General features: G+C 73.8%; 7 protein-coding genes and 1 pseudogene. All 8 read right to left on the bottom strand.

Annotated features, from left to right (window positions below; genetic code table 11):
- On the bottom strand, positions 1-720 hold a 720-nt coding region (locus IO29_RS33195; protein WP_051848718.1), incomplete at its 3' end, for a type VII secretion system-associated protein.
- Entirely contained in the window at positions 717-4,616 is a 3,900-nt protein-coding gene (locus IO29_RS33190; RefSeq protein WP_037840762.1) for an OTU domain-containing protein, read from the bottom strand. The genes IO29_RS33190 and IO29_RS33195, both read right to left, overlap by 4 nt.
- Position 4,617: 1 nt before the next feature.
- Positions 4,618-10,830, bottom strand: coding sequence for a hypothetical protein (locus tag IO29_RS33185; protein ID WP_159072903.1), 6,213 nt, complete (start codon positions 10,828-10,830; stop codon positions 4,618-4,620).
- A gap of 850 nt (positions 10,831-11,680) precedes the next feature.
- Positions 11,681-13,706, bottom strand: a pseudogene (locus IO29_RS40495) (lonely Cys domain-containing protein); the annotation flags it as partial.
- Positions 13,707-13,966: 260 nt separating this feature from the next.
- On the bottom strand, positions 13,967-16,801 hold the full coding sequence (locus IO29_RS38315; RefSeq protein WP_037840755.1) for a lonely Cys domain-containing protein: 2,835 nt from the start codon (positions 16,799-16,801) through the stop codon (positions 13,967-13,969).
- Complete coding sequence (locus tag IO29_RS33165) at positions 16,725-19,472, bottom strand: WXG100-like domain-containing protein (RefSeq protein ID WP_037840753.1); 2,748 nt, start codon at positions 19,470-19,472, stop codon at positions 16,725-16,727. Before IO29_RS33165 ends, IO29_RS38315 begins: the two co-directional genes overlap by 77 nt.
- A 1-nt stretch (position 19,473) precedes the next feature.
- Complete coding sequence (locus tag IO29_RS33160) at positions 19,474-19,803, bottom strand: hypothetical protein (RefSeq protein WP_030379059.1); 330 nt, start codon at positions 19,801-19,803, stop codon at positions 19,474-19,476.
- Complete coding sequence (locus tag IO29_RS33155) at positions 19,800-20,318, bottom strand: YbaB/EbfC family nucleoid-associated protein (RefSeq protein ID WP_051707499.1); 519 nt, start codon at positions 20,316-20,318, stop codon at positions 19,800-19,802. The genes IO29_RS33160 and IO29_RS33155 overlap by 4 nt, the downstream gene beginning before the upstream one ends.
- Positions 20,319-20,548: the final 230 nt, after the last annotated feature.

The following is a 20,548-nucleotide window of genomic DNA, read 5'->3' as shown; positions in this document are numbered from 1 at the left end:
CGGTGCCGAGACCGTCGGGTCCGTCGCCGGTGCCGAGACCGTCGGGTCCGTCGCCGGTGCCGAGACCGTCGGGTCCGTCGCCGGTGCCGGGACCATCGGGTCCGTCGCGTCCGTCGGCGGTGTGGGGTCCAGGATGGCGTCCGCGGGGCCGGCCGGGTTGACGTACAGGCGGTGGCCGGGCGGGAGGTGGGGCACCAGCTCCGCCGTGGTGCGGCGGGCGGAGGCGAAGCCGCCGACGAGGTCGAGGTGGGCGGCGGCGCTGAAGACGGGGACGACCGGGGTGCCGTCCGCCGCCGTGGCGGTCACCGGGGAGCCGTCGGGCAGCGTGAGCACCAGGAGTTCCGCCTCGGCCAGGGCCAGGGCCACGTCCTCGGGGGGTCCGTAACCCGTGACGACGCCCTGGAGCGCGGCGTCGAGCGCGTCCGTGGGCTCGGGCCAGCCGAGGGCACGGGGGGAGGGCCGGTAGGCGTCGTTCTCCTCCCACTCCTCGATCTCCCCGCCGAGCCCGGAACGCCACCGGCCGGCCACGGCGAAGGCGGGCGGCGGGCCGTCGCCGGTCCAGCCCGGGTCGACCGCGCTGATCCAGTGGTCCGGGGCGAGCCGTGCGGCCTCGACGAGCTCCTCGGGCGGCCGCGGTGGGCCGGGCGGAGCCGCCGGGCCGGAGGAGGCCGTCGGTGCGGGCGGGGTGTCCGGCCGGGGGGAGGCGGGCCAGGAGGTCACTGTCGGGGCTCCAACGGGTCACCGGGCGGGGCGGGTTCGGCCGGCTCCGGGCGGATGGGACGCGATTCCGGGTCGATGGGATTCGGCACCGGGTCGGACGGGTTCGGTTCCGTACCGGACGAGTTCGGTTCCGTACCGGACGAGTTCGGTTCCGTGCCGGACGGGTTCGGTTCTGCGGCGGCAGGCGGGTCGAAGTGCCGTGCGCCGCCGTCCGGTGCGGTGAGCGTGAGACGCAGGCCGAGGTCGGCCGCGGCCATGGCGGCGGCGATCTCCGTGAGGGTCTCGCCGCGGTCGCCCCACAGCCGCAGCAGCCGGTACCGCTGGGCGGGGGTGAGCGTGACCTCCGCCAGGGGCAGGCCACCCGACATGACGGCGAAGGCGTGCTGTTCGTCGAGCAACGTCACACCTGCGGACTTTAGTTCATCCATGGTCGCGGTGGTGTGCTTGCCCGCCCAGTCCTCCGCGCCGAGCTGCGGGGCACGCCGTGCGGCCTCCGGGGCGGAGAGCCGGAACTCCACCCAGCGGTGCAGCGCGTCCGCCGGGTCCGGCCCGGCGAGGAGGGCGCCCAGGCCCGGCCGGCTCAGCAGCGCGGGCGCCCGGTCCCGCAGCGCGCCCGCGAGGGCCCCGGGCAACCAGTCACCGCTGTCGGGTAGGTGACTGAGCGTCAGCTCGCCGACCGTCCCCGGCTCCGTCCGCGTGGCCTCCTGTTGCGGTGCCGCGGCGGACTTGACCTGGACCGGACGGACGGTGACGCCCAGCCGCTCGGTGAACATGCCGGCCACGTTCTCCAGCCAGCGGGCGGCCTCCTGGGGCGGCAGGTCCGGGCGGACGGCCTTGCTCATGTAGCGGCCGGACTTGTCGTTGACCGTCCACGAGCGCAGCTCCTCGCTCCACAGGAACTCGCCCGAGACCCGGCTCGCGCCGGGGGCCAGCCTGCCGCCGGTCCCGAACCGGGCGGCGACGCCGGTGTGGCCGAGACCGTCGACGGTCCCGCGCAGGTCGTCGGCCGTCATCCCGGGTCGCCGGGTCCGTACACCGGCGAGCAGCGCGTCGAACTGGTCCTCGGACAGGACGTCCGACGGCTTCTCGCTGCCCAGCAGCACGCGGCCCTCCGGGGTGACCGTGTAGATCCACACGGCGTTCCGGTTGCCGGCGAGCAGCAGGTCCGGGTCGATCTCGTCGAGCGGGGTCCACAGCGGGTTGATGCGGACCTCCTCGTCCTCGTCCAGCTCCTCCTTCTTGACCCGCTTCGGCCGTACCGGCGGGGCGAGGTCGCCGTCGCGCCGCCGGCCCCGGGCCCGCAGCTCGGCGAGGGTCCCGGGCGACAGGCCGGCCGTCAGCTCCGTCAGGAATCCCTCGCTCGTGCCGTGCTCGCGGGCGAGGTCCGCGAGCCAGTCACGGTCCGCCCGGTCGGATCGCGGGGCGGGCGGCGGCTGCGGGACTTCGGGGGCGGGGGGCGCGGGTTCGGCCGTCGTCCCGTCCGGCTCCAGGGACTCGTAGTGGTTGATCCCGTTGTAGTGGACGTGGACGGCGGGCCCCGTGGCGCCGGCGTCCAGCGCCCGGGCGGAGTGGCCGCCGCGGGCCTCGGGCTGTACGACGACCAGGTCGATGCCGAGGGCGCGGGCGACGAGCAGGGGGACGTCGTCGTAGAAGGGGGACTGCCAGAGGTCGGCGGAGGCGAGGGCGCGGGTGACGACATCGGGCAGGCTCAGGGCCAGGAACGCGGTGCGATCGTGCGGGAGTCCGCCCTCGCGCACGCGGTGCGGCAGTGCGGCGCGTACGCGGTGCCACAGGGCGTCGGCGTCCGGGTCGCCGGGGCCGGCCCGGAGCACGCTCAGCACCTCGACCCGCAAGGTGTCGGCGTGCGCCAGGGCGATCTGGCGCTGCTCGAACTGCTCGTCGACCGGCGGGAGGTCGGACGGGTCGTCCGGGAGCAGGGTGCGGGCGACGCCGGTGGGGAGGCTGCGCAGCAGCTCCCGGTCCTCGGGGACGGTGGCGAGGCCGACGAGGGCGGCGCGGATCCGGGCGTCGGCGACCCGTTCGTCCACGCGCTCGCGCTGGGCGGGGGTGAGCTCCGGGGGGCGGGTGCGGCCGAGCAGGGCGAGGAGGGAGGCGCGGTCGGGGAACTGGTCCCGGACGAGGATCTCCAACGGGTCCTGCTCGGCGTGCCCGGCGCGCAGTTCGGCGGCGTCGGGGGAACCGGCGTACCAGTGCGCGAGGAACTGGCGCAGCTGCGGGATGCTCGCGAGCCCGGCGCGCAGCGTGGGCGCCTGCGTCCGCAGTCCGTGCCGTACGGCGTGCAGCAGACAGTCCCCGTCGGCGGCCACCGCACGCCGCCGGAACCCACGCCCGCCCACGGTGATCCGCGCCCCGGCGTCCGCCCCGGGGGATGCCGCCCGGACCGGAGACGACGGTGCGGTCTCCGGTCCGGCCGGCGGTACAGGGGGCACCGCAACGGATGCGGCACCCTTGCGCCCGAACCCGGCCCCGCCGGGCACGGCCGGGGACGCGACCTTGCTCCCGCTCGGCGCGACAGGCGACGCGGACTTCGTCTCGTCCGGCGCGGCCGGGGGCGGCACGACCGTGGACTCGGACTCCACGCCGCCCGGCCGCACCGACGGCGCCGGCTTCGTGCCCTCCGGCGCGGCCGAGGACCCGTCCCGCGCACCCGACGGTGCAACCGACGCCGTGGACTCGGGGTCCACCGACGGAGCCAAAGGCGGCACGACCGTGGACTCGGACTCCTCGGCGCCGGGCACGACCGACGACTCGGACTCGGCGCCGAGTGGCGCCGGCTTCGTGCCCTCCGGCGCGGCCGAGGACCCGTCCCGCGCACCCGACGGTGCAACCGACGCGGTGGACTCGGGGTCCGCCGACGGAGCCAGAGGCGACACCACCGTGGACTCGGACTCCCCGGCGCCCGGCACGACCGACGACTCGGACTCGGCGCCGAGTGGCGCCGGCTTCGTGCCCTCCGGCGTGGGCGAGGACCCATCCCGCACGCCCGACGGTGCAACCAACGCGGTCGACTTGGGGTCCACCGACGGAGCCAAAGGCGACACCACCGTGGACTCAGACTCCGCGGCGCCCGGCACGACCGACGACTCGGACTCCACGCCGCCCGGCCGCACCGACGGCGCCGGCTTCGTGCCCTCCGGTGCGGGCGGGAGCGCGGGCTCTGTGTCCGGCTCGGTCGGCGGGGCCGGGAGGCGTCGTGGGGTTGTCGTGGGGCGGGGGACCGCGGCCAGGTATGTGTCGCCCTGGCGGTAGAGCGTCACCTCGCGGCGTGGGCCGCTGGTGCGCGGGCCCGCGCCCGAGTACCGCCGCTCGCTGCCGTCCTCGTCGACCACGACGAGGTCGACGCCGAGAGTGCGCGCCGTCACCCCCGCCGCCAGCTCGGCCGTCGCCGCGTCCCACCGGCGGGCCCGCTGCACGTGCAGCCGCACCAGTGCGGCCCGCTGCACCGGGTTCAGCGCCGTGCGCAGGTCCTCGGGCAGGCGCCCGCCGTCCGCCTCGACCGCGGCCAGGTCGAGGATCTCCCTGGCCGGGTTCCGGCCGTAGTCCGTGCCGCCGATCCTCGCGTCCAGCTCCTCCGTGCGGAAGACCGCGTCCGGGTCCAGCGGCGCGTCCTTCGGCATCTCCTCGCTTCGGGCCACCGCGGCCGCCAGCAGCGCGGGGTCCTGGTACCGGCCGCGCACCACATGCCCCACGGCCGCGAAGAAGCCGTTGCCGTCGGCGTCGGAACGGTGCAGGTCGTAGATCCGGGTGCTGCCGTCGGGTTCGGTGGCCGTCAGGGTGCGGTGGTCGGTCGCCGCGTCGAAGCGGACGCGCGTCCCCGCGGGGTCCGGCTGCCAGGGCGGGCGGGCGTACGCCGGGCGGGCCCCCGGAGCGGCCACCTCACCGCTCCCGTCGCCCTTCCTCCTTCTTCGGCTCCTCCTTCTTCGGCTCCTCCTTCTTCGGCTCCTCCTTCTTCGGCTCCTCCTTCTTCGGCTCCTCCTTCTTCTTGCCGTCGCTCTTCTTCTCCTCCGCCGGTGGCGTGAACGTCACTTCGTCCGGCTCGGGCGTGGTGCCGAGGCGGGCGCGGCCCGCCTCCGTCGCGGACAGCTGGTGCCAGCGGGTGAGCCGGTCGGCGCCCTCGCGGACCCGGGCGTACTCCGCGGCCAGCGCCTCCGCGTTCTCGCGCGCCGTCCGCAGCATCGCGTCGAACTCGTCCACCCGGGCGCGCGCCGCGTCCCGGGCCTCGGTGACGGCCGTCAGCGCTTCCCGCTTCACCCGCGCCAGCCGGTCCACCGCGTCCTGGCGCTGCTCCTCGCGCAGTTCGGCCCAGCCGTCGTGCGCGGGCTCGGCGGCGCGCGCCTCGTCGTCGAGGGCGTGCAGCGCGCCGCGCGCCGCGACGACCTCCGGCAGCGTGTCCAGCGCGGCGATCCGCGCGTCCAGGTCCCGCTGGGCCCGGTCGAGCGCCGCGTCCCGCGCGGGCCCCTCGTCGCGGCGCAGGTCCCAGTACTTCTTGTCGGCGGCCGTCCACGCCTTGTCCGCCTTGGTGACGGCGTCCCACGCCTTGCCCACCTTCGGCGGGAACCCGGTGTCGTCGATCAGCCCGAGCTGCCGGGCGATGTCCTCGCGCACCCAGGCCAGCACGGTGGTGTCGGTCTCCACCGCCTGCGGCGCCCGCTTGGTCTGTCCGAACGGGCTGCGCAGCACCCGTACCGCCTTGCTGTCCTTGGCGTGGTGGTGGACGGCGGCGACGCTGAGCCAGGTGGTGGGGATGGCGAAGAGGAACGAACGGGTGGTGTTGGGCTTGACGTTGACCGAGGCGAGCCGGTCGCCGGACTGGGCGAGGGCGTCGGACTCGGTGGAGGAGTCGCCGGGCCCCGAGGCGCCCATCTGGTTGGAGCCGGTGTTCTGGGAGGAGGTGAGGGGGCCGCCGCCCAGCGAGGACTCGGTCGTACCGACGCGGGCCGCGGACATGCCGCCGCCGTGGGTGTCGCGCTTGGGCGCCTCGTGCTTCATCCCGTCGGTGACGGTGAGGAGTTGGGCACCGCGGAAGTCCGGCTTGGAGTACATCCGGAGGTCGCCGTCGGCGCCGCCGAAGAAGCCGCTGTCGGTCAGTCCGGGGATCTGGTACCCGTCCGGGTTCAGCGTGTGGTCGTAGAACGAGGTGAGCGCCCCGTTGCCGGTGCCGTCCTCGAGGTTCTGCGCCGAGCCGCTGCCGGCCCGGGTCAGCGGGGTGTCCAGCGCCTTGGCGACGAGCGCCTCGCTGGGGGTGCCGATGCGCGGTACGTCGAGCGAGGCGTCGTACGCGGCCGCCAGCGCGAGGGTGTTGGCGGTGTGCAGATGGTCGAGGCCGACGACCCGGCGGATCTTGAAGCCGTCCTCGGGCAGGGTGAACGGTTTCACGGTGCCGTCGCCGGGGTGCGTGACGTCGTGCCAGCCGCCCGCCCCCATGCCGGGCGGGACGTCCACCTTGTGGGGGCTGCCGGCCGGGCCGAGCCGCGGCGGGGCGAGCGGATCGGAGTCACCGCCGGCATCGTCCCCGGTGCCGTCCGTACCGGGCGGGTCGGGGCGCATGAGGCTGAGCGGGAGGTGTTCGATGAGCTCACCGACGTCGCCCTCCTCGACGAGGGTGAGCCGGCGGTGTCCCGTCCACTTGTGCCACCAGCGCCCGAGCCCCCGTCGCAGCGCGGCGGCGCGGCCCGCGGGGGCCTGCGTGGTGCCGTCGGCGGTGGCCGGTTCGCCGGTGTCGGTGACCTCCAGGGTGAGGCGGAGCCGGTAGCGGGTGACGTACTCGCCGTGGGCCTGCGTGGTCGTCGCGGTGGCGATGCGCACACCGCCCTCGGAGTGGGTCTGGTTCGCGTTCTGCTGGGTGGCGCCGACCTCGGAGTAGTTCGGGCCCGCCGCCCGTACGAGGTCGTTGCCGGTGTGTACGCCCTCGCTGACCGTCGTGCCGACGCTGGCACCCGCGGCCCGGCTGCTGCCCTCCTGTTCCGTCTCGACGGCCTGCCGGTGCTCCTCGAACTCCACGCTGTGCCCGAGTCCGGCGAAGCCCGGCCCCTCGCCGGCGGCGGTGTCCGCCGGGGTACGGGGCACCTTGACGGGGATCAGCTCAGCCCGCGCCCTGACCTGGCGTTCACCGATCCATATCTGCGTCGTCCGCGAGCCCCAGCGGCCGATGCTCGCGGGCACCGAGGACCCGGAGCCGACCATCTCCTTGCCGAGGGTGCGCACCACGCGTGCCGACACCAGCCGGTGGATGGCGTCCCGGTCCGCCTTGGACAGGCCGAGCGGGCGCAGCCTCCGGTCGAAGTTGCGCAGGACGGGTGCCGCGTTGAGGGAGTTGACGGGGAAGCCGCCGAACGGGTTGTCGAGCAGCCAGGGCTGCGGCGACCAGGACCGCCCGGTGTAGAGCGGCACGTCGCCCCACCGGTCGGTGAGCAGGCCGAGCCGGTATGCGCTCTTCTCCGGGAGGTGCCCGGTCCAGCCGTCGTCGACCCGGACGCGCCGCCCGGCGGCCCCGGCCAGCCGGCGCGGCATGTACCGCCAACCGGTCGCCGCCCGGCCGACGGTGGTGGAGGCGGCCGCGATCTCGTGCTGGACGTCGCCGGTGACGAGGACCTGGCGGTTGAAGTCCTTGCGGTTGATCTCCGCGAGCGCGACCCGCGAGACGGTGCGCGTCTGGCCGCGGTCGAGCCGGTAGGGGCTGATGACGAGGCCGTAGTTGCCGGTGACGCCCGGCCCGGTCTCGTGGGAGTGCAGGTAGACGAGCTGGCCGCCGAAGAACGTGGTGCTGGTGCGGCTGTTGCGCCCGGCGGCCTGGGTGACCCCGCCGAGCGTGGTCTCGGTGTCGACGGGGACGGCCCCGGTGAGCGCGGTGAGGCTGCCCGGCATCAGGCGGGTGCGGTGGGCGACGACCGCGGAGCGGTTCAGGTACGGCGCCTTCGCCCACAGCCCGGAGACCCGCCACCCCGAAGGGGCCGACGTCTGGTCGAAGTTGGAGGTGAGGTACTGGCTCTGGAAGGCCCGCATCGCGGCGTCGTGCGCGGGGGCGCCCTCCTCGGAGAGCAGCCAGGAGTTGCCGGACGCCTCCTCCAGCACCTCCTGGGCGGCGTCGGTGAGCCCGGGGTGGGCGGTGACGGCGAGGGTGAGGAAGGGGTGGCGCTGGTACGCCTCGGGGCGCTGCCGTCCAACCCGGTCGAAGAACCGGCGTGTGGACAGGGCGAGGTCACGGGCGCCGCGGGTGGTGAGCTTCAGGGGGCGTCCGTGCAGCGGGGAGGGGCGGCGGTCGCGATGGCGGGTGGGCACGTGCTCCGTGGGGATGCTCAGCAGCACCCGCCCGGCGACGGGGCCGGTTCCCGTGCGGGCCGGGTCGGCGGACGGGGTCGTCCCGGTCGTACTCGTGCCCGTGCCCGTGTCCGAACCCGTGTCCGTGCCGGTGCCGGGCGCCGCGGTCGGGGCGATCAGGTCGGTCTGCGGGTCCCGGAAGACGAACGGCTGGGTGCCGAGCAGGTTCAGGAACAGGATGCCGCGCAGCATGCTGCGGAACCGCCAGAACCCACCGCGCCGGGCGGTGAGGGTGAGGTCGTAGCTGTAGAGGTGGGCGCCCTTGGTGCTGATGGACATCGCCTCGTGCGTCGCGCTCGGCCCGTAGCCGCTCTCCACGTCGCTGCGGCGGCCGTAGCGCCCGCCGAGCGAGGCCGTGCCCGCCCGGTTGGGGAGGCCGATGTTGTCGGTGGCCGGGTCGCGGACGGAGAGCAGTCCCTCCACTCCCCCGTGCAGACCGCGCCCCGCGCTCTGCTGGCCGCCGAGGTTCTCGCTGCCGGGCGCGCTGAACCGCAGCCGCAGGTCCTTCTGCTTCCCCTCGTACCGCCGCCCGGTCAGCCGGGCGTCGATCCACACGTGCCGCAGGCCCCGGGTGGCGCGGCCGGAGTCGACCAGCGAGAGGCGCAGTCCGCCGGTCATCATCGTCTCGAGGTTGCCCGCCATGCCGTGGTGGGTCAGCGTGTTGAGGACTTCCAGGGTGTTGTTGAGGACGATCTCGTAGTGCGCCGCGTCGCGCCAGCGCGGGTTGCGCGGGTTCAGTTCGGCGAGCGGGGCGACGAGGTCGGGGTGGACCCGGGCCACCTCCGCCAGCACCCGCTCGGCGACGTACTCGGGGAAGGTGCGCTCCTGGCCGTCGACGGTACGGGTGGTGGAGCCGTCCGCGAAGGTGAACTGCTCCGCGCGGGCCATGCCCAGGGTGGTGGGGTCGTCCTCGGCGAGGTAGGGCGGGACGGCGGGACCGGGCTCGGTGGGCGGGGTGCGGTCCGCGGGGGCGGCCAGCCGCAGGGCCTCGGTGCGCGTCATCCGCTCCACGGCCCAGGTCTGGAAGGTCTGACTGACCGGGGGTGAACTCCAGGTCCGCGGCGGGTTCTTGCGCAGCTTCCCGCGCCGGCCGGCCCCGTCGCCGCGCTGGTCGGGCAGCGGGGCCTTGGTGCCGGGCGGCGCGGTGACGGTGATCGTCTTCTGTACGAGGTAGAGCCCGGTGGGGTCGCCCTTGGCCTGCGCGGCCGACTTGACGGCGCCGGTGCCGCCGGTGGTGGCGTAGCGGCTGCGGGAACTGCCGTAGCGCACATTGCCGCCGAGCAGCAGCCGCAGGTTGAACTTCCCCTCGCGCAGCCCGAACCACTGGAACGAGGGGCCGGCCGCGCCGCCGATCTCGGTGTTCTTCGAGCGGCCCACGTTGCGTTCGTTGCGGACCGTGGACTGCATGATGTCGCGCAGTTCCGCCGCCTTGGTCTCGCTGATGAGGACGGCGTCGCCCGACTCGACCTGGACCGAGAAGACGCCGAGCGGCGAGCGGCCCGAGTCGTCGCGGAACAGCGGGGGCGTGGTGGTCCTCCCCGCGTTGAGGACGCCGCCGGCGCGGTGGAAGGCGTCGAAGGAGAAGAAGTCGTTCAGCTGTGTGCCGGCCATGGTGTCCGACTTCACCCCGGCCTGGTTCAGCACCCAGCCGCGTACGTGCGACAGCGGACCGTAGGTCTCGGTGGCGACGGCGCGGTAGGCCGGCCGGCCGCCCAGGTCGAGGCGGGCGGGCAGCCGGTCCGGGGGCGGATCGTCGTGGGTGAGGCTGTCGGCCAGCCGGACCAGCAGTCCGTCCCGGACGGCGAAACCGAAGCCGATGCCCGAGGCGCCGGGCCGGGTCACCGGCTTGCCCATGCCGTCGACGGGGCGGCCCCGGCGGTCGGTGACCGTGATGTCGTACCAGACGTCGTCCAGGTGGGCGTGCGAGCCGTCGGTGGTGCGGGTCTCCAACTGGTTCACGGTCTGGTTCTGCTGCCCGTACTGGACCCGCTTGCCCCAGGCCTTGCGGAAGAAGACCCGGCCCCAGACGGAATACGGGTCCCTGGTGGGGCCGAGCGGCACGGACGGCAGGAGAGAGGTGGAGGTGCTGTTGACGGCGGTCCGGCCGGTCGTGGTGGTGGTCCGCTGCATGGTGTCGACCTTGACCGGGTTGGCGTAGCCGAACGCGAACCGTTCCCACTGGCCGTACGGGCGCGCGGTCACGGTGGCCACCCGGGTGCGGCCGCTCTTGGTGCGGTAGGTGAACTGCTGGCCGTCGCCGAAGAAGCCGTGCGGGTTGCGCTCCAGCCGCTGCCGCACGTCGTCGACGAGGGTGCGCGGGGGCGTGCCGCGGCGCTTGGCGGCGGGAGCGGGGGCCAGGTGGTGGTAATGGCCGAGCCGGGCGCCGATCTCCCGGGCCACGCCGTCGCCGCCGCGCAGCGCGCGGTCGCTCTGGCCGAGCCGGTAGGAGCGGCTCAGGACGCCGCGGGGCAGCCCGGGCAGCAGGGCGCCGATCCCGCCCATGTACGCGGGCAGCCGGGAGCGGTCGGTGAACGACACGGGGCCGCCGCCGCTGACGGGGGCGGGCGGCAGGTCGCGGTCCAGGCGCGGGGGGCGCCGCTCGTCGATGTCGTCGCCGACCGAGGCGAGCCGGGGCACGCCCGGGATCCGCGCGGGCGGCACCGGAGGGGCGGGGGCGCCCTCGGGGATGCTGGGCAGCGCGGCCGGGCGGGGCACGCGCGGCGGCCGGGTGACCGACGCGCGGGGGCGCCCTGTTTTGTCGACGGTCTTCACGGGGGTGGTGGTGTCGGATGCCGGAGGGGCAGGGGCGGTGGTGTCCGATGCCGGAGGAGCAAGCGCGGTGGTGTCCGATGCCGGAGGAGCAAGGACGGTGGTGTCCGATGCCGGAGGAGCAAGGACGGTGGTGTCCGATGCCGGAGGAGCAGTCCGATGCCGGAGGAGCAAGGACGGTGGTGTCCGATGCCGGAGGAGCAAGGACGGTGGTGTCCGATGCCGGAGGAGCAAGGACGGTGGTGTCGGACTCACCGGACCGGGACGAGACGGGCTGGGAGGAAGTGGGCTGGGAATTATCGGGCAGGGGCTGGGTCCCAGGGGTCGCCGCCGAAGGCTGCTGGACCTCCGGGTGCACTTCCAACGGGTGCGTCCTGATCCAGTCGGCGGCGAACGAGGTGCCGTCCGTGCCGGGGGTGCCGACCAGTGAGACCGGCCCGGTGTCTCCGGAGCGGTCGAGCCCGGCCGTGCCCCTGGACTCCCAGGTGGGCCGGCCGGTGGCGTGGACGACGGCGAGCCGCAGGGAGGGGGGCGCGGTGGGCTGCGAAGTGGTGGGCTGCGGCGCGGTGGACTGCGGCGCGCCGGACCGGGACAGAGCCAGTACGACGTCCGTCGTGAGGTCGTCCCTGCCGATGAGTTCGGCGTCGCGGGCAATGAGTTCGGCGGCCTCCGCGTGCGGTACGGCGATCCGTCGTCCACCGGGCAGCGTGATCCAGGTCCTGCCCTTCCCCGCGTCCTCGGCCACCACGACGTCCCAGTTACGGCCGTTGGGCCGGCCGTGGGCGTCGTGGGTCAGTGTCCGGGCGTCGAGGGCTCCCAGTTCCTCCAGGTGGAAGGCGGCGAGTTCGACGAGGTCGGACGGGTCCCGGCCGGCGGCGATCGCCCCGGTGGCCAGCCGCTTCAGCTCGTCGCGTTGCGACGGATCGGGCCCGGGCAGGTGCAGCGCCGCGACGGCGACCCCGTCCGCGTCGGGCAGCGAGGCGAACCATTCGGCCGACTTCACCTGGGCCCAGTAGAACCGGGAGATCTCCGCCGGGCCCACCGTGGCCCCGGGATCCAGCCGCAGCACCCGTACGGCGGCCGCCTGCGGGTCCTCGCCGCGCTGGATCTGCTGGGCAACCTCGGTGAGGCGCGGTACCCGGACGAAGTCGGTGAGCCGGGTGCCCGGGGGCGCGCCTGCCGCCCGCGCCAGCAGGTCACGGTAGGCACCGGCGTCCAGGGGGCGCACGCCGCCGCCGTGGTCCCGCAGGTTGGCCAGGGCCGCCCGCTGGAACAGCTCAAGGGTGAACGGGCCCATGTCATTCAGGAGCGGGTCGTTCTGCCGCATCGTCTCCAACGCGCCGACGCCGCGCAGCAGATCGTCGTAGGAGGGGTCCTGGCCAAGGCCGGGGCCGATACCGGGGCCGAAGGTCTGCCGCAGGGCGCGCACCAACCGCAGGGTCCGGTCCAAAGTGTCCCCGGGCACGGGACCGGGACTGCTGTGCAGACCGGCGGTACGGGCCAGGTCCGCCAGTTCCCCGTCGAGCGGTTCGGGCCAGAACTCCAGGAGGCGGCCGGGACGCCCCCGCGCGTCCGAGTACACGGTGAACCAGATGGGCGAGCGGGAAGTCAGCGGGCCGAGCGGGTAGGAGTAGGCGACGGAGCGGTCGGCCGCCCGGACCCGCTTGCGGGTGCCGTTCGCGACGACCTGCGCGACGGGGATGTCGGCGAGCGGATCGGGCACCGGGTGGAGGGAGGCGGCCGCGTGCATGGACACGTCCACGTTCCCGCCGTGGACGCCGCCGGTCCAGCAGCTGTCCAGGTAGATCCAGTCCTGGCGGCGCAGGCGGCGCACGCTCGGCCGCCGGGTGAGCCACTTGGCCACTTCCTGGTCGGAGGCGAAGTACGTGCTGCCGTCCTCCTGTGGCATGACGACGCCGCGCGGAGAGCCGTGGAGGTTGAGGCGGTGCACCCGTTCACCGGGCGGCCCGCCCGATCTGCCGGGTGCCGTCCCCGTCCGCGACGAGGGTGAAACTGACCAGATTGCGCTCCCACTCGGGAACGTCCGAACTCTGCGTGGTGGCCGTGACCTGAGTGGACAAGGTGGCCTGGAGATCGGCGCGGCTCAGCACCTCGCCGGGCTCACTGCGGATCCAGTCCCCGCGGGGCACGCCCCGCTGCTGCTCCAGGAAAAGCCTGACCGATGCCCCGTCGTCGGAGAACTGCCTGCGGGGAACACCGCTGGAGGACCACACGTGGCGGGCGAGCCGGTCGGCCGCGGCACGCGGCAGCTCCAGCTGCCGGGCCCCCGCCCCTGGAATCGTCAGCAGAACCGGCACGTCCTTCGGCAGCCGGGCCAACACCGGGTCCATGGCGAGCAGTTCGACGAACACGTCCATCGGCACGTCGATGTCCTTGCCGTCTCCCAGGCTGACGACGACCCTCTCGTGGTCACCGTTGGCCACGACGACGAACGGCCGCGGCCGCCCCGGGGCCGGACGCCACGGCGCCGGGCGGGGATCGGCCAGCCCGGGCTCCCCGTACGCCGACTCGGTGGGCTCCCACACGTTGTCCAGATCCATGGCCAGCCGGTGCCCCCTTCCCGGACGATCGGCCCAGTTGCGTCCGTACGCGGTGCCGTCGGGGGCGGTCATCGCATTCGGGTCGGACAGCGCCCCGCGCAGGGAGAGGCCGAACGCGGCCAGGGTCGCCAGACCGGTCGCGCGCTCCATCGCCGGATGGAGCGCGAATTGCATCAGATTTCCGTACCAGCCCCTGTCGATCGGCGTCTCCGGGGGCAGGAACACCATCACCCGGCGCGTGACGGCGTCCAGGTCGAACGGCCCGTCACGGAGCGAGCCGGAGGGGTCGTTCCGCCGCAGGGTGTCCAACCGGCTCATGGCCTCCCGCAGTCGCGCGTACTGCGGGTGCGACGTGATGTCGGCGCCGAAGGCCTGGACCAGGGGCCCGAGGTACGGGTCCTGGGCCGGGGGCTGCGGCTGCGGACTGGGCGTGTCGGTGTCCACGGCCGCCGGGGACGACGGACCAGCCGGGGACGACGGACCAGCCGGGGACGGGCTCGACGACAGCGTGGAGTCAACCGCGTCCGTGCCGGATGTGACGGGAACGTCCCCGGCCGGCGCCGGGTCCTCCGCGCCCGTCAGACCCGCCGGGCTCGTCGAGGCCCCGGCCAGGGTCCGCAGCCGCGTCGGGAGCAGGTCGTACGGGTGCGTGCGGGACCAGTCGGCGGCGGCAGGAGTGCCCTGCGTAGCGGGGGTGCCGGACAGTGAGACCGGCCCGGTGGCTCCAAAACGGCCGAGCACGGCCGTGCCCCTGGGCGCCCAGGTGATCCGGCCGGTGGCCTGGACGACGGCGAACCGCAGGGGCAGGGGCGCGGCGGGCTGAGGGGCGTTCGACTGCGACGCGTTCGGCAGCGACGCGTTCGACAGCATCGCGCTGTCGCCGGACCGGGGGACAGCGAGTACGACGTCCGTCTTCTCCACGGCGCGGGCGAGGAGTTCGGGGTCGCGGGCGAGGAGTTCGGCGGCCTCCGCGTGCGGTACGGCGATCCGTCGCCCACCGGGCAGCGTGATCCAGGTCCTGCCCGTCCCCGTGTCCTCGGCCACCACGACATACGCCGCGGTGCTGTACCCCGCCCAGGGCGCCCGCTCCTGGCCGGTGCGGAGGTAGGTGCCCAGTTACGGCCGTTGGGCCGGCCGTGGGCGTCGTGGGTCAGTGTCCGGGCGTCGAGGGCTCCCAGTTCCTCCAGGTGGAAGGCGGCGAGTTCGACGACGTTGTACGGGTCCCGTCCGGCGGCGATCGCCCTGGTGGCCAGCCAGCCCAGCTCGGCACGTTTCGACGGATCCGGCGCCGGCAGATGCAGTGCCACCAGGGCGGTGGTATGCACGTCGGGCAGCGAGGAGAACCATTCGGCCGACTTCACCTGAGCCCAGTAGAACCGGGAGATCTCCGCCGGGCCCACCGTGGCCCCGGGATCCAGCCGCAGCACCTGTATGGCAGCGGCCCGCAGATCCCTGAAGTTCCGCGTCCGCTGGGTGACCATGGCGAGGAACGGTACCCGGACGAAGTCGGTGAGCCGGGTGCCCGGGGACGCGCCTGCCGCCCGCGCCAGCAGGTCACGGTAGGCACCGACGTCCGGGGGGCGCACGCCGCCGCCGTGGTCCCGCAGGTTGGCCAGGGCCGCCCGCTGGAACAGCTCAAGGGTGAACGGGCCCATGTCATTCAGGTGCGGATCGTTCTGCCGCATCAACTCCAGCGCGCCGATACCGCGCAGCAGATCGTCGTAGGAAGGATCCTGGCCGATTCCGGGGGCGAAAGCGGGGCCGACACCGGGGCCGAAGGCGTGCCGCAGGGCGCGCACCAGCCGCAGGGTCCGGTCCAGGACGTCCCTGGGCACAGGACCGGGACCGCTGTGCAGACCGGCGGTACGGGCCAGGTCCGCCAGCTCCGCGTCGCGTGGTTCCGGCCAGAACTCCAGGAGGCGGCCGGGGCGCCCCCGCGCGTCGGTGTACACGGCGAACCAGACGGGCGAGTGGGGAGTCGCCTGGGAGTAGGCGATGGCGCGGTCACCCGCTCGTACCCGCTTGCGGGTGCCGTTGGCGACGACCTGTGCGATGGGGATGTCGGCGAGCGGGTCGGGGACCGGGGGGACGGAGGCGGCCCAGTTGGAGAAGGCGCCCGCGTTCCCGCCGTAGACGCCGCCGGTCCAGCAGCTGTCCAGATAGATCCAGTCCTGGTCGCGCAGGCCACGCACGCTCGGCCGCCGGGTGAGCCAGCCGGTGAACTCGTGGTCGGACGCCACGTACGTGCTGCCGTCCTTCTGGGGCATGCCGACGCCGCGCGGAGTGGCGTGGAGGTTGTAGTGGCGCGCCTGTTCGCCGGGCCTGGCCCCCACGGTGATCGGCGATGCGGTCGGCTCGGCCCGCCCGATCTGCCGGGTGCCGTCCCCGTCCGCGACGAGGGTGAAACTGACCAGATTGCGCTCCCACTCGGGAACGTCCGAACTCTGCGTGGTGGGCGTGACCTGAGTGGACAGGGTGGCCTGGAGAGCGGCGTGGCTCAGCACCTCGCCGGGTTCACTGCGGATCCAGTCCCCGCGGGGCACGTCCGGTTTCTGCTCCAGAAAGATCCTGACCGGTGTCCCGTCGTCGTGGAGCTGCATGATGGGATTGCCACTGGTGGACCACACATGGCGGCCCAGCCGGTCCGCCAGGGCACGAGGCAGCTCCAGTTGCCCGCCCCCGGCGTTGGGGACCACCAGCAGGACCGGCACATTGTTCGGCAGTCCGGACAGCACGGGGTCCATGGCGAGCAGTTCGGTGAACACGTCGATCGGCGCCTCGAACTCCGAGCCGTCGCGCGTGCTGACGACGACCCTGTGGGGGGTGCCGCCGGCCACGACGACGAACGGCCGCGGCCGCCCCGGACCCGGTCGCCACTGCGCCGGCCGGGGATTGGTCGTCTGGGGCTGCCCGTCCGGCAGCCCGGTGGGCTCCCACACGTCGTCCAGATCCATGACCAGCCCGTGACTCTCCCCCGGAGTACCGGCCCAGTCACGTCCGTACGCGGTGCCGTCGGGGGCGGTCATCTCCCGCTGCCCGGCCAGGGCCCCGCGCAGGGAGAGACCGAACGCGGCCAGGGTCGCCAGGCCGCGCGCGTGCTCCATGGCCGGATCGAGGGCGATGCGGAACAGGTCGCCGTACTCGTCGTTGCCGACCGGATCCGTCGGGTCCAGGAGCAGCACCCGGCGGGCGACGGCGTCCAGATCGAGCGGCCCCTGACGGAGCGCGGCGTCGCTGTCGGTCCCCCGCAGGGCGTCCAACCGCCCGAGGGCCTCGTGCAGTTGCGGATACACCCGGTTCCCGGTGATGCCGTCGCCGAAGGCGTGGACCAGGGGATCACGGTACGGGTCCTGCGACTGGGGTGGGGGCGGGGGCGGCGACTGGGGCGCGGGGCTGGGCGTGTCGATGTCCATGGCCGCCGAACCGAGGGAACCGGCCGGAGACGGTGGACCGGCCGGTGACGCGCTCGTGAGGGGGTTGAAGACGGCGGCGGGGTCCGGAACGAAGTCCTGCGCTGAGGCGGACGAGGAGGACAGGACGGGGAAATCCGTACTGGACGTCGCGAGGAACGGGGTACCCGCGTCGTCCGTGACCGGCGTGGGAAAGCCGCTCCCGGGCGTGGCGGAGGCGTCCGTGCCGGGCGGGTCCGTGTCGGGTGTGACGAGGACATTCCCGGTCGGCGTCGGATCCGTCACGTCCCTCAGGTCCGTCACATCGGTCGGATCCGTCACATCCGTTGGATCCGTCACATCGGTCGGATCCGCCACATCCGTCGGATCCGGAACACTCGACGAGGTGGGGACCGGCCGCGGGCCACCAGTCGTGGCCGTCACGTCGGGACTGCCGGGAGTCGGCGAGCACGGGGTGCAGTTCCAGCGGCAGGACCAGCCCGGCCGCCGAGTCCCAGGCCTGCCGCACGGTGCCGGGATCCAGGTCCGGCAGCGACTGGGCGAAGTCGTCATAGGAGTTCTGCCACAGCCGCTGGGAGGCATGCGAGGCAACGGTGTTCAGGGACTCCGGCCAGGGACCCGGCTGTGTCATCAGCGCCTTGACCTGGTCGACGGGGGACAGCCCGCTGTCGGCCAGGGACACCCGGCCGTCGCCGCCCAGCTCGATCTGTGCCCGCAGATCGGGGCTCAGGGTCACCCCCGCGTCGGCCAGGTCCTTCACGGTCACCGTCGTGCCGGTGTCCAGCCCGTCCGGCAGCCCTCCCGACAGGTCGTCCGGGAGATCGTCGGCGGTCACCTGCGAGGCGATCCACTGCCGCTGCGTCGCGTCCCGCTGCACGACGGGGGCGGGCGCGGGCGTGGAGGTGGGCGTGGAGGTCGGGAGGGCGGACGGGGTGGTGTGCGGGGACGACGTGGTCGGGACGGTGTCCGGGTCCAGGCCGAGGTCCCGCAGCCGGTCCTCGGTCCCGGCCAGCTGCTGCCCGGCCTGCTCCACCCGCTGGTTCGCCCGGTCGAGGTCGGTGACGTCCCGGCTGCTCCCCTCACCGCTCTCCACCCGGGTGCGGATCCTCTCCGCGTCGTTCGCCGCGTCGGTGAACTTCCGTACGGCGTCGGCGTGCCGGTCCCGCGCGTCGGTGACGTCGATGTCGGTCGGCGTCGCCCGCCCCTTGCCCTTCCCGCTCACCGGCGCGGGGTGGGCGGTGTCGTCGTGGTCCGCCTCCTCGTCACTGCCGTAGCCGCTGTCCGCGTCGTCGTCGGTGTACGCGGGACGCTTGCCGCCGTACCCACGGACGCCACCGGCGTCACCGTCACCGCCACCGTCGTAGGTACTGTCGGCGTCACCGTCACTGCCGTAGGTGCTGTCGACGTCACCGCCACCGCCGTAGACACTGTCGACGTCACCGCCACCGCCGTGAGCGCTGTCGGCGTCACGGTCCGTTCCGCCTCCGTCGAGCCCTCCCCCGGCCCCTGTCCCTCCCCCTCCCGAGACGGTCCGCAGGTTCTTCAGCCAGTTGGCGCTGTTGGTGATCCCCGCCTCCGCGCCCGCCTCGAACCGTTCGCTCAGACCGGCCCCGACGAACGTCTGCCAGCTCGGCATCCAGTTGCCGAAGAACGCGCCCATGATGATCGACTCGGCCAGCGTCTCGGAGGCTCCGTCGGCGACGAACTGACCGCCCTGGTGGACGGATTTGGCGCCGAGGCCGTCGGGCCTGGGCGTGGGGGTGTAGTCCGGCGGGTTGAGGTGGGGCGGGGTGACCGACGGGGTGACGGACGGGGGCGGGTTCGGGGTGGTGGTCTCCGGGCCGAGGTCGCGGTGGTCGTTCCTCGTGTTCGGGTTGGGGTGCGGATCAGGGGTCGGGAGGTCGTCGGTCCTGGACTTGGCGTTGTTCCGGAAGAGGTTGTCGTCGAACTTGCCGACGATGTCGTCGATGTTCTTCTTGAAGGGGTTCACCAGGTTGTCGGTGAAGTTCTTCATGAACTTCGAGAAGACCGGCGCGAGGCCGCCCGCGAGCCCGCCGAAGGCACCGCTCACCCCGACGTCGAACCAGTCGATCGAGCGCGGCCGCTGTCCGGCGGGGGCCATCGTCATCATGGCCAGCCGGACGGCGAGCGTCATGAACGCCTCTTCTATCGCCTCCGTCAGGCTGGGCAACAGGTGGGTGCGGTGGGAGAGTTCGTACAGTGTCTCCAGGATGAACAGCCGGCTGCGCGCCCGGGCGACCGCCGCCTGGGTGGCGCTCGCCCCGCCCGTGAAGAAGGACAGCACGGCGAGGACGGCGAGTTCGATGGCCAGGCGGACCAGTTCGGCGATGATGTTCCACTTCGCCTCCCTGATCTGCATGGAGACGTTGACCTGGCCGGACTCGACCTGGTCCAGGTCCTTCTCGAACTTGTCGAGGTAGGGCAGCACTTCGTTGATGGCGGCGACGAACTGCTGGGCGACGCCGGGCGGGAAGCCCTGGCTCACCGCCCTCACCGCCGCCTGTGCCTGCTCCCTGAGTTGGCCGACGTCCCGCTTGATCGCCCGGTAGGACTTGCTCGTCGCGTAGGCGGTGTCTTCGTTCGCCTCGAGGAAGGTCTCCCCGATGAGGATGAAGAAAAGCCAGTTGAGCTTGGGCGAGACGGTGATGGCCACGTTACGAACGGCCCCCGCGGGCCTGCTGGACGATGCTCTCCATGGCGCCGCGCTGGGTGCCGAGGATGGTGCCCAGATTGTCGATCGTGCCGTCGCCGATGGCGGTCACGCCCTCCGCGACCGCGTCGAGAGTCCCGAGGACGGACTCACGGGTCTGGACGTACTTGGCCCGCAGCTGGTGGCCGTAGTCGTCGTTGCCCGTCCAGCTCGTGTCGGCGAGCGCGTAGTGCGCGGAGGTGGCCAGGGCTTTCGTGGCCCTGCCGAGTTCGTGGATGGCCCGGCTTCCGGCCATGATGCGGTCGGAGTCGGCGGTGAAGGCGGGTCCGGTCATCGCTGGGGTCCTTCCGTGTCGCTGTCGGTGTCGCCGTCCTCGTGGATCTCGTCCCGCAGACGGGAGCCGGCCGAGGGGCGGGGGCGTGCGGGGCGTCCGGGGGTGTCGTCGTGACGGCTGAGGAAGCGCTCCCAGTCGACGTCGAGGCCGGACAGTTCGGGGACGCGTTCGGTGGGCTCGGTGAGCGGCCGGAACACCCGAACGGCTTCCTGGGCCGCGCGGTCGCGGCCCTGGCGTACGGCCTCGACGACGGCGGCGCCGAGTTCGGCGCCGGTCATGTCGCGGTACTTGCCGTCGAGGAAACGCAGGCCGGTGAGTTCGCCCTGTGCGCCGACGGTGGCCTCGACGGCGCCGTCCTCGGAGAGCGCCACGGCGGAGAAGTCGCGCAGGCGTTCCTCGGCACGGGCGACGGCGGCCTCGGCCGCGGCGACCTCCGCGCGGGCGCGCGCGAGGCGCTGCGCCAGCGGTTCCTCGGGGTCTAAGCCCCGTTCCCCTTCCGGCTGCTGACGGCTCATCACCGCGGGTCTCCCTCCGTCGTCCCCAGTCGACGGAGTGATCGTCAACGGCTTCGGTGACGGCAGTGCGAACACCGGTTTCCCGCCCGGCAAACCGACGGAAGTATTCAGCTCCCGTTCACCCCGGGGTACGGGTGGTACCGCCGGGGGCGGGGAGACCGGGTGCGGTACGCCGCGGCCGATCACGCCACGCGGCGGAGCCGCGGATCAGATGCGGTCCCGCGCCCCTC

This window comes from Streptomyces sp. NRRL F-6676, assembly GCF_000725625.1.
GTDB lineage: Bacteria > Actinomycetota > Actinomycetes > Streptomycetales > Streptomycetaceae > Streptomyces.
This window is presented reverse-complemented; position numbering and strand designations above follow the sequence as displayed.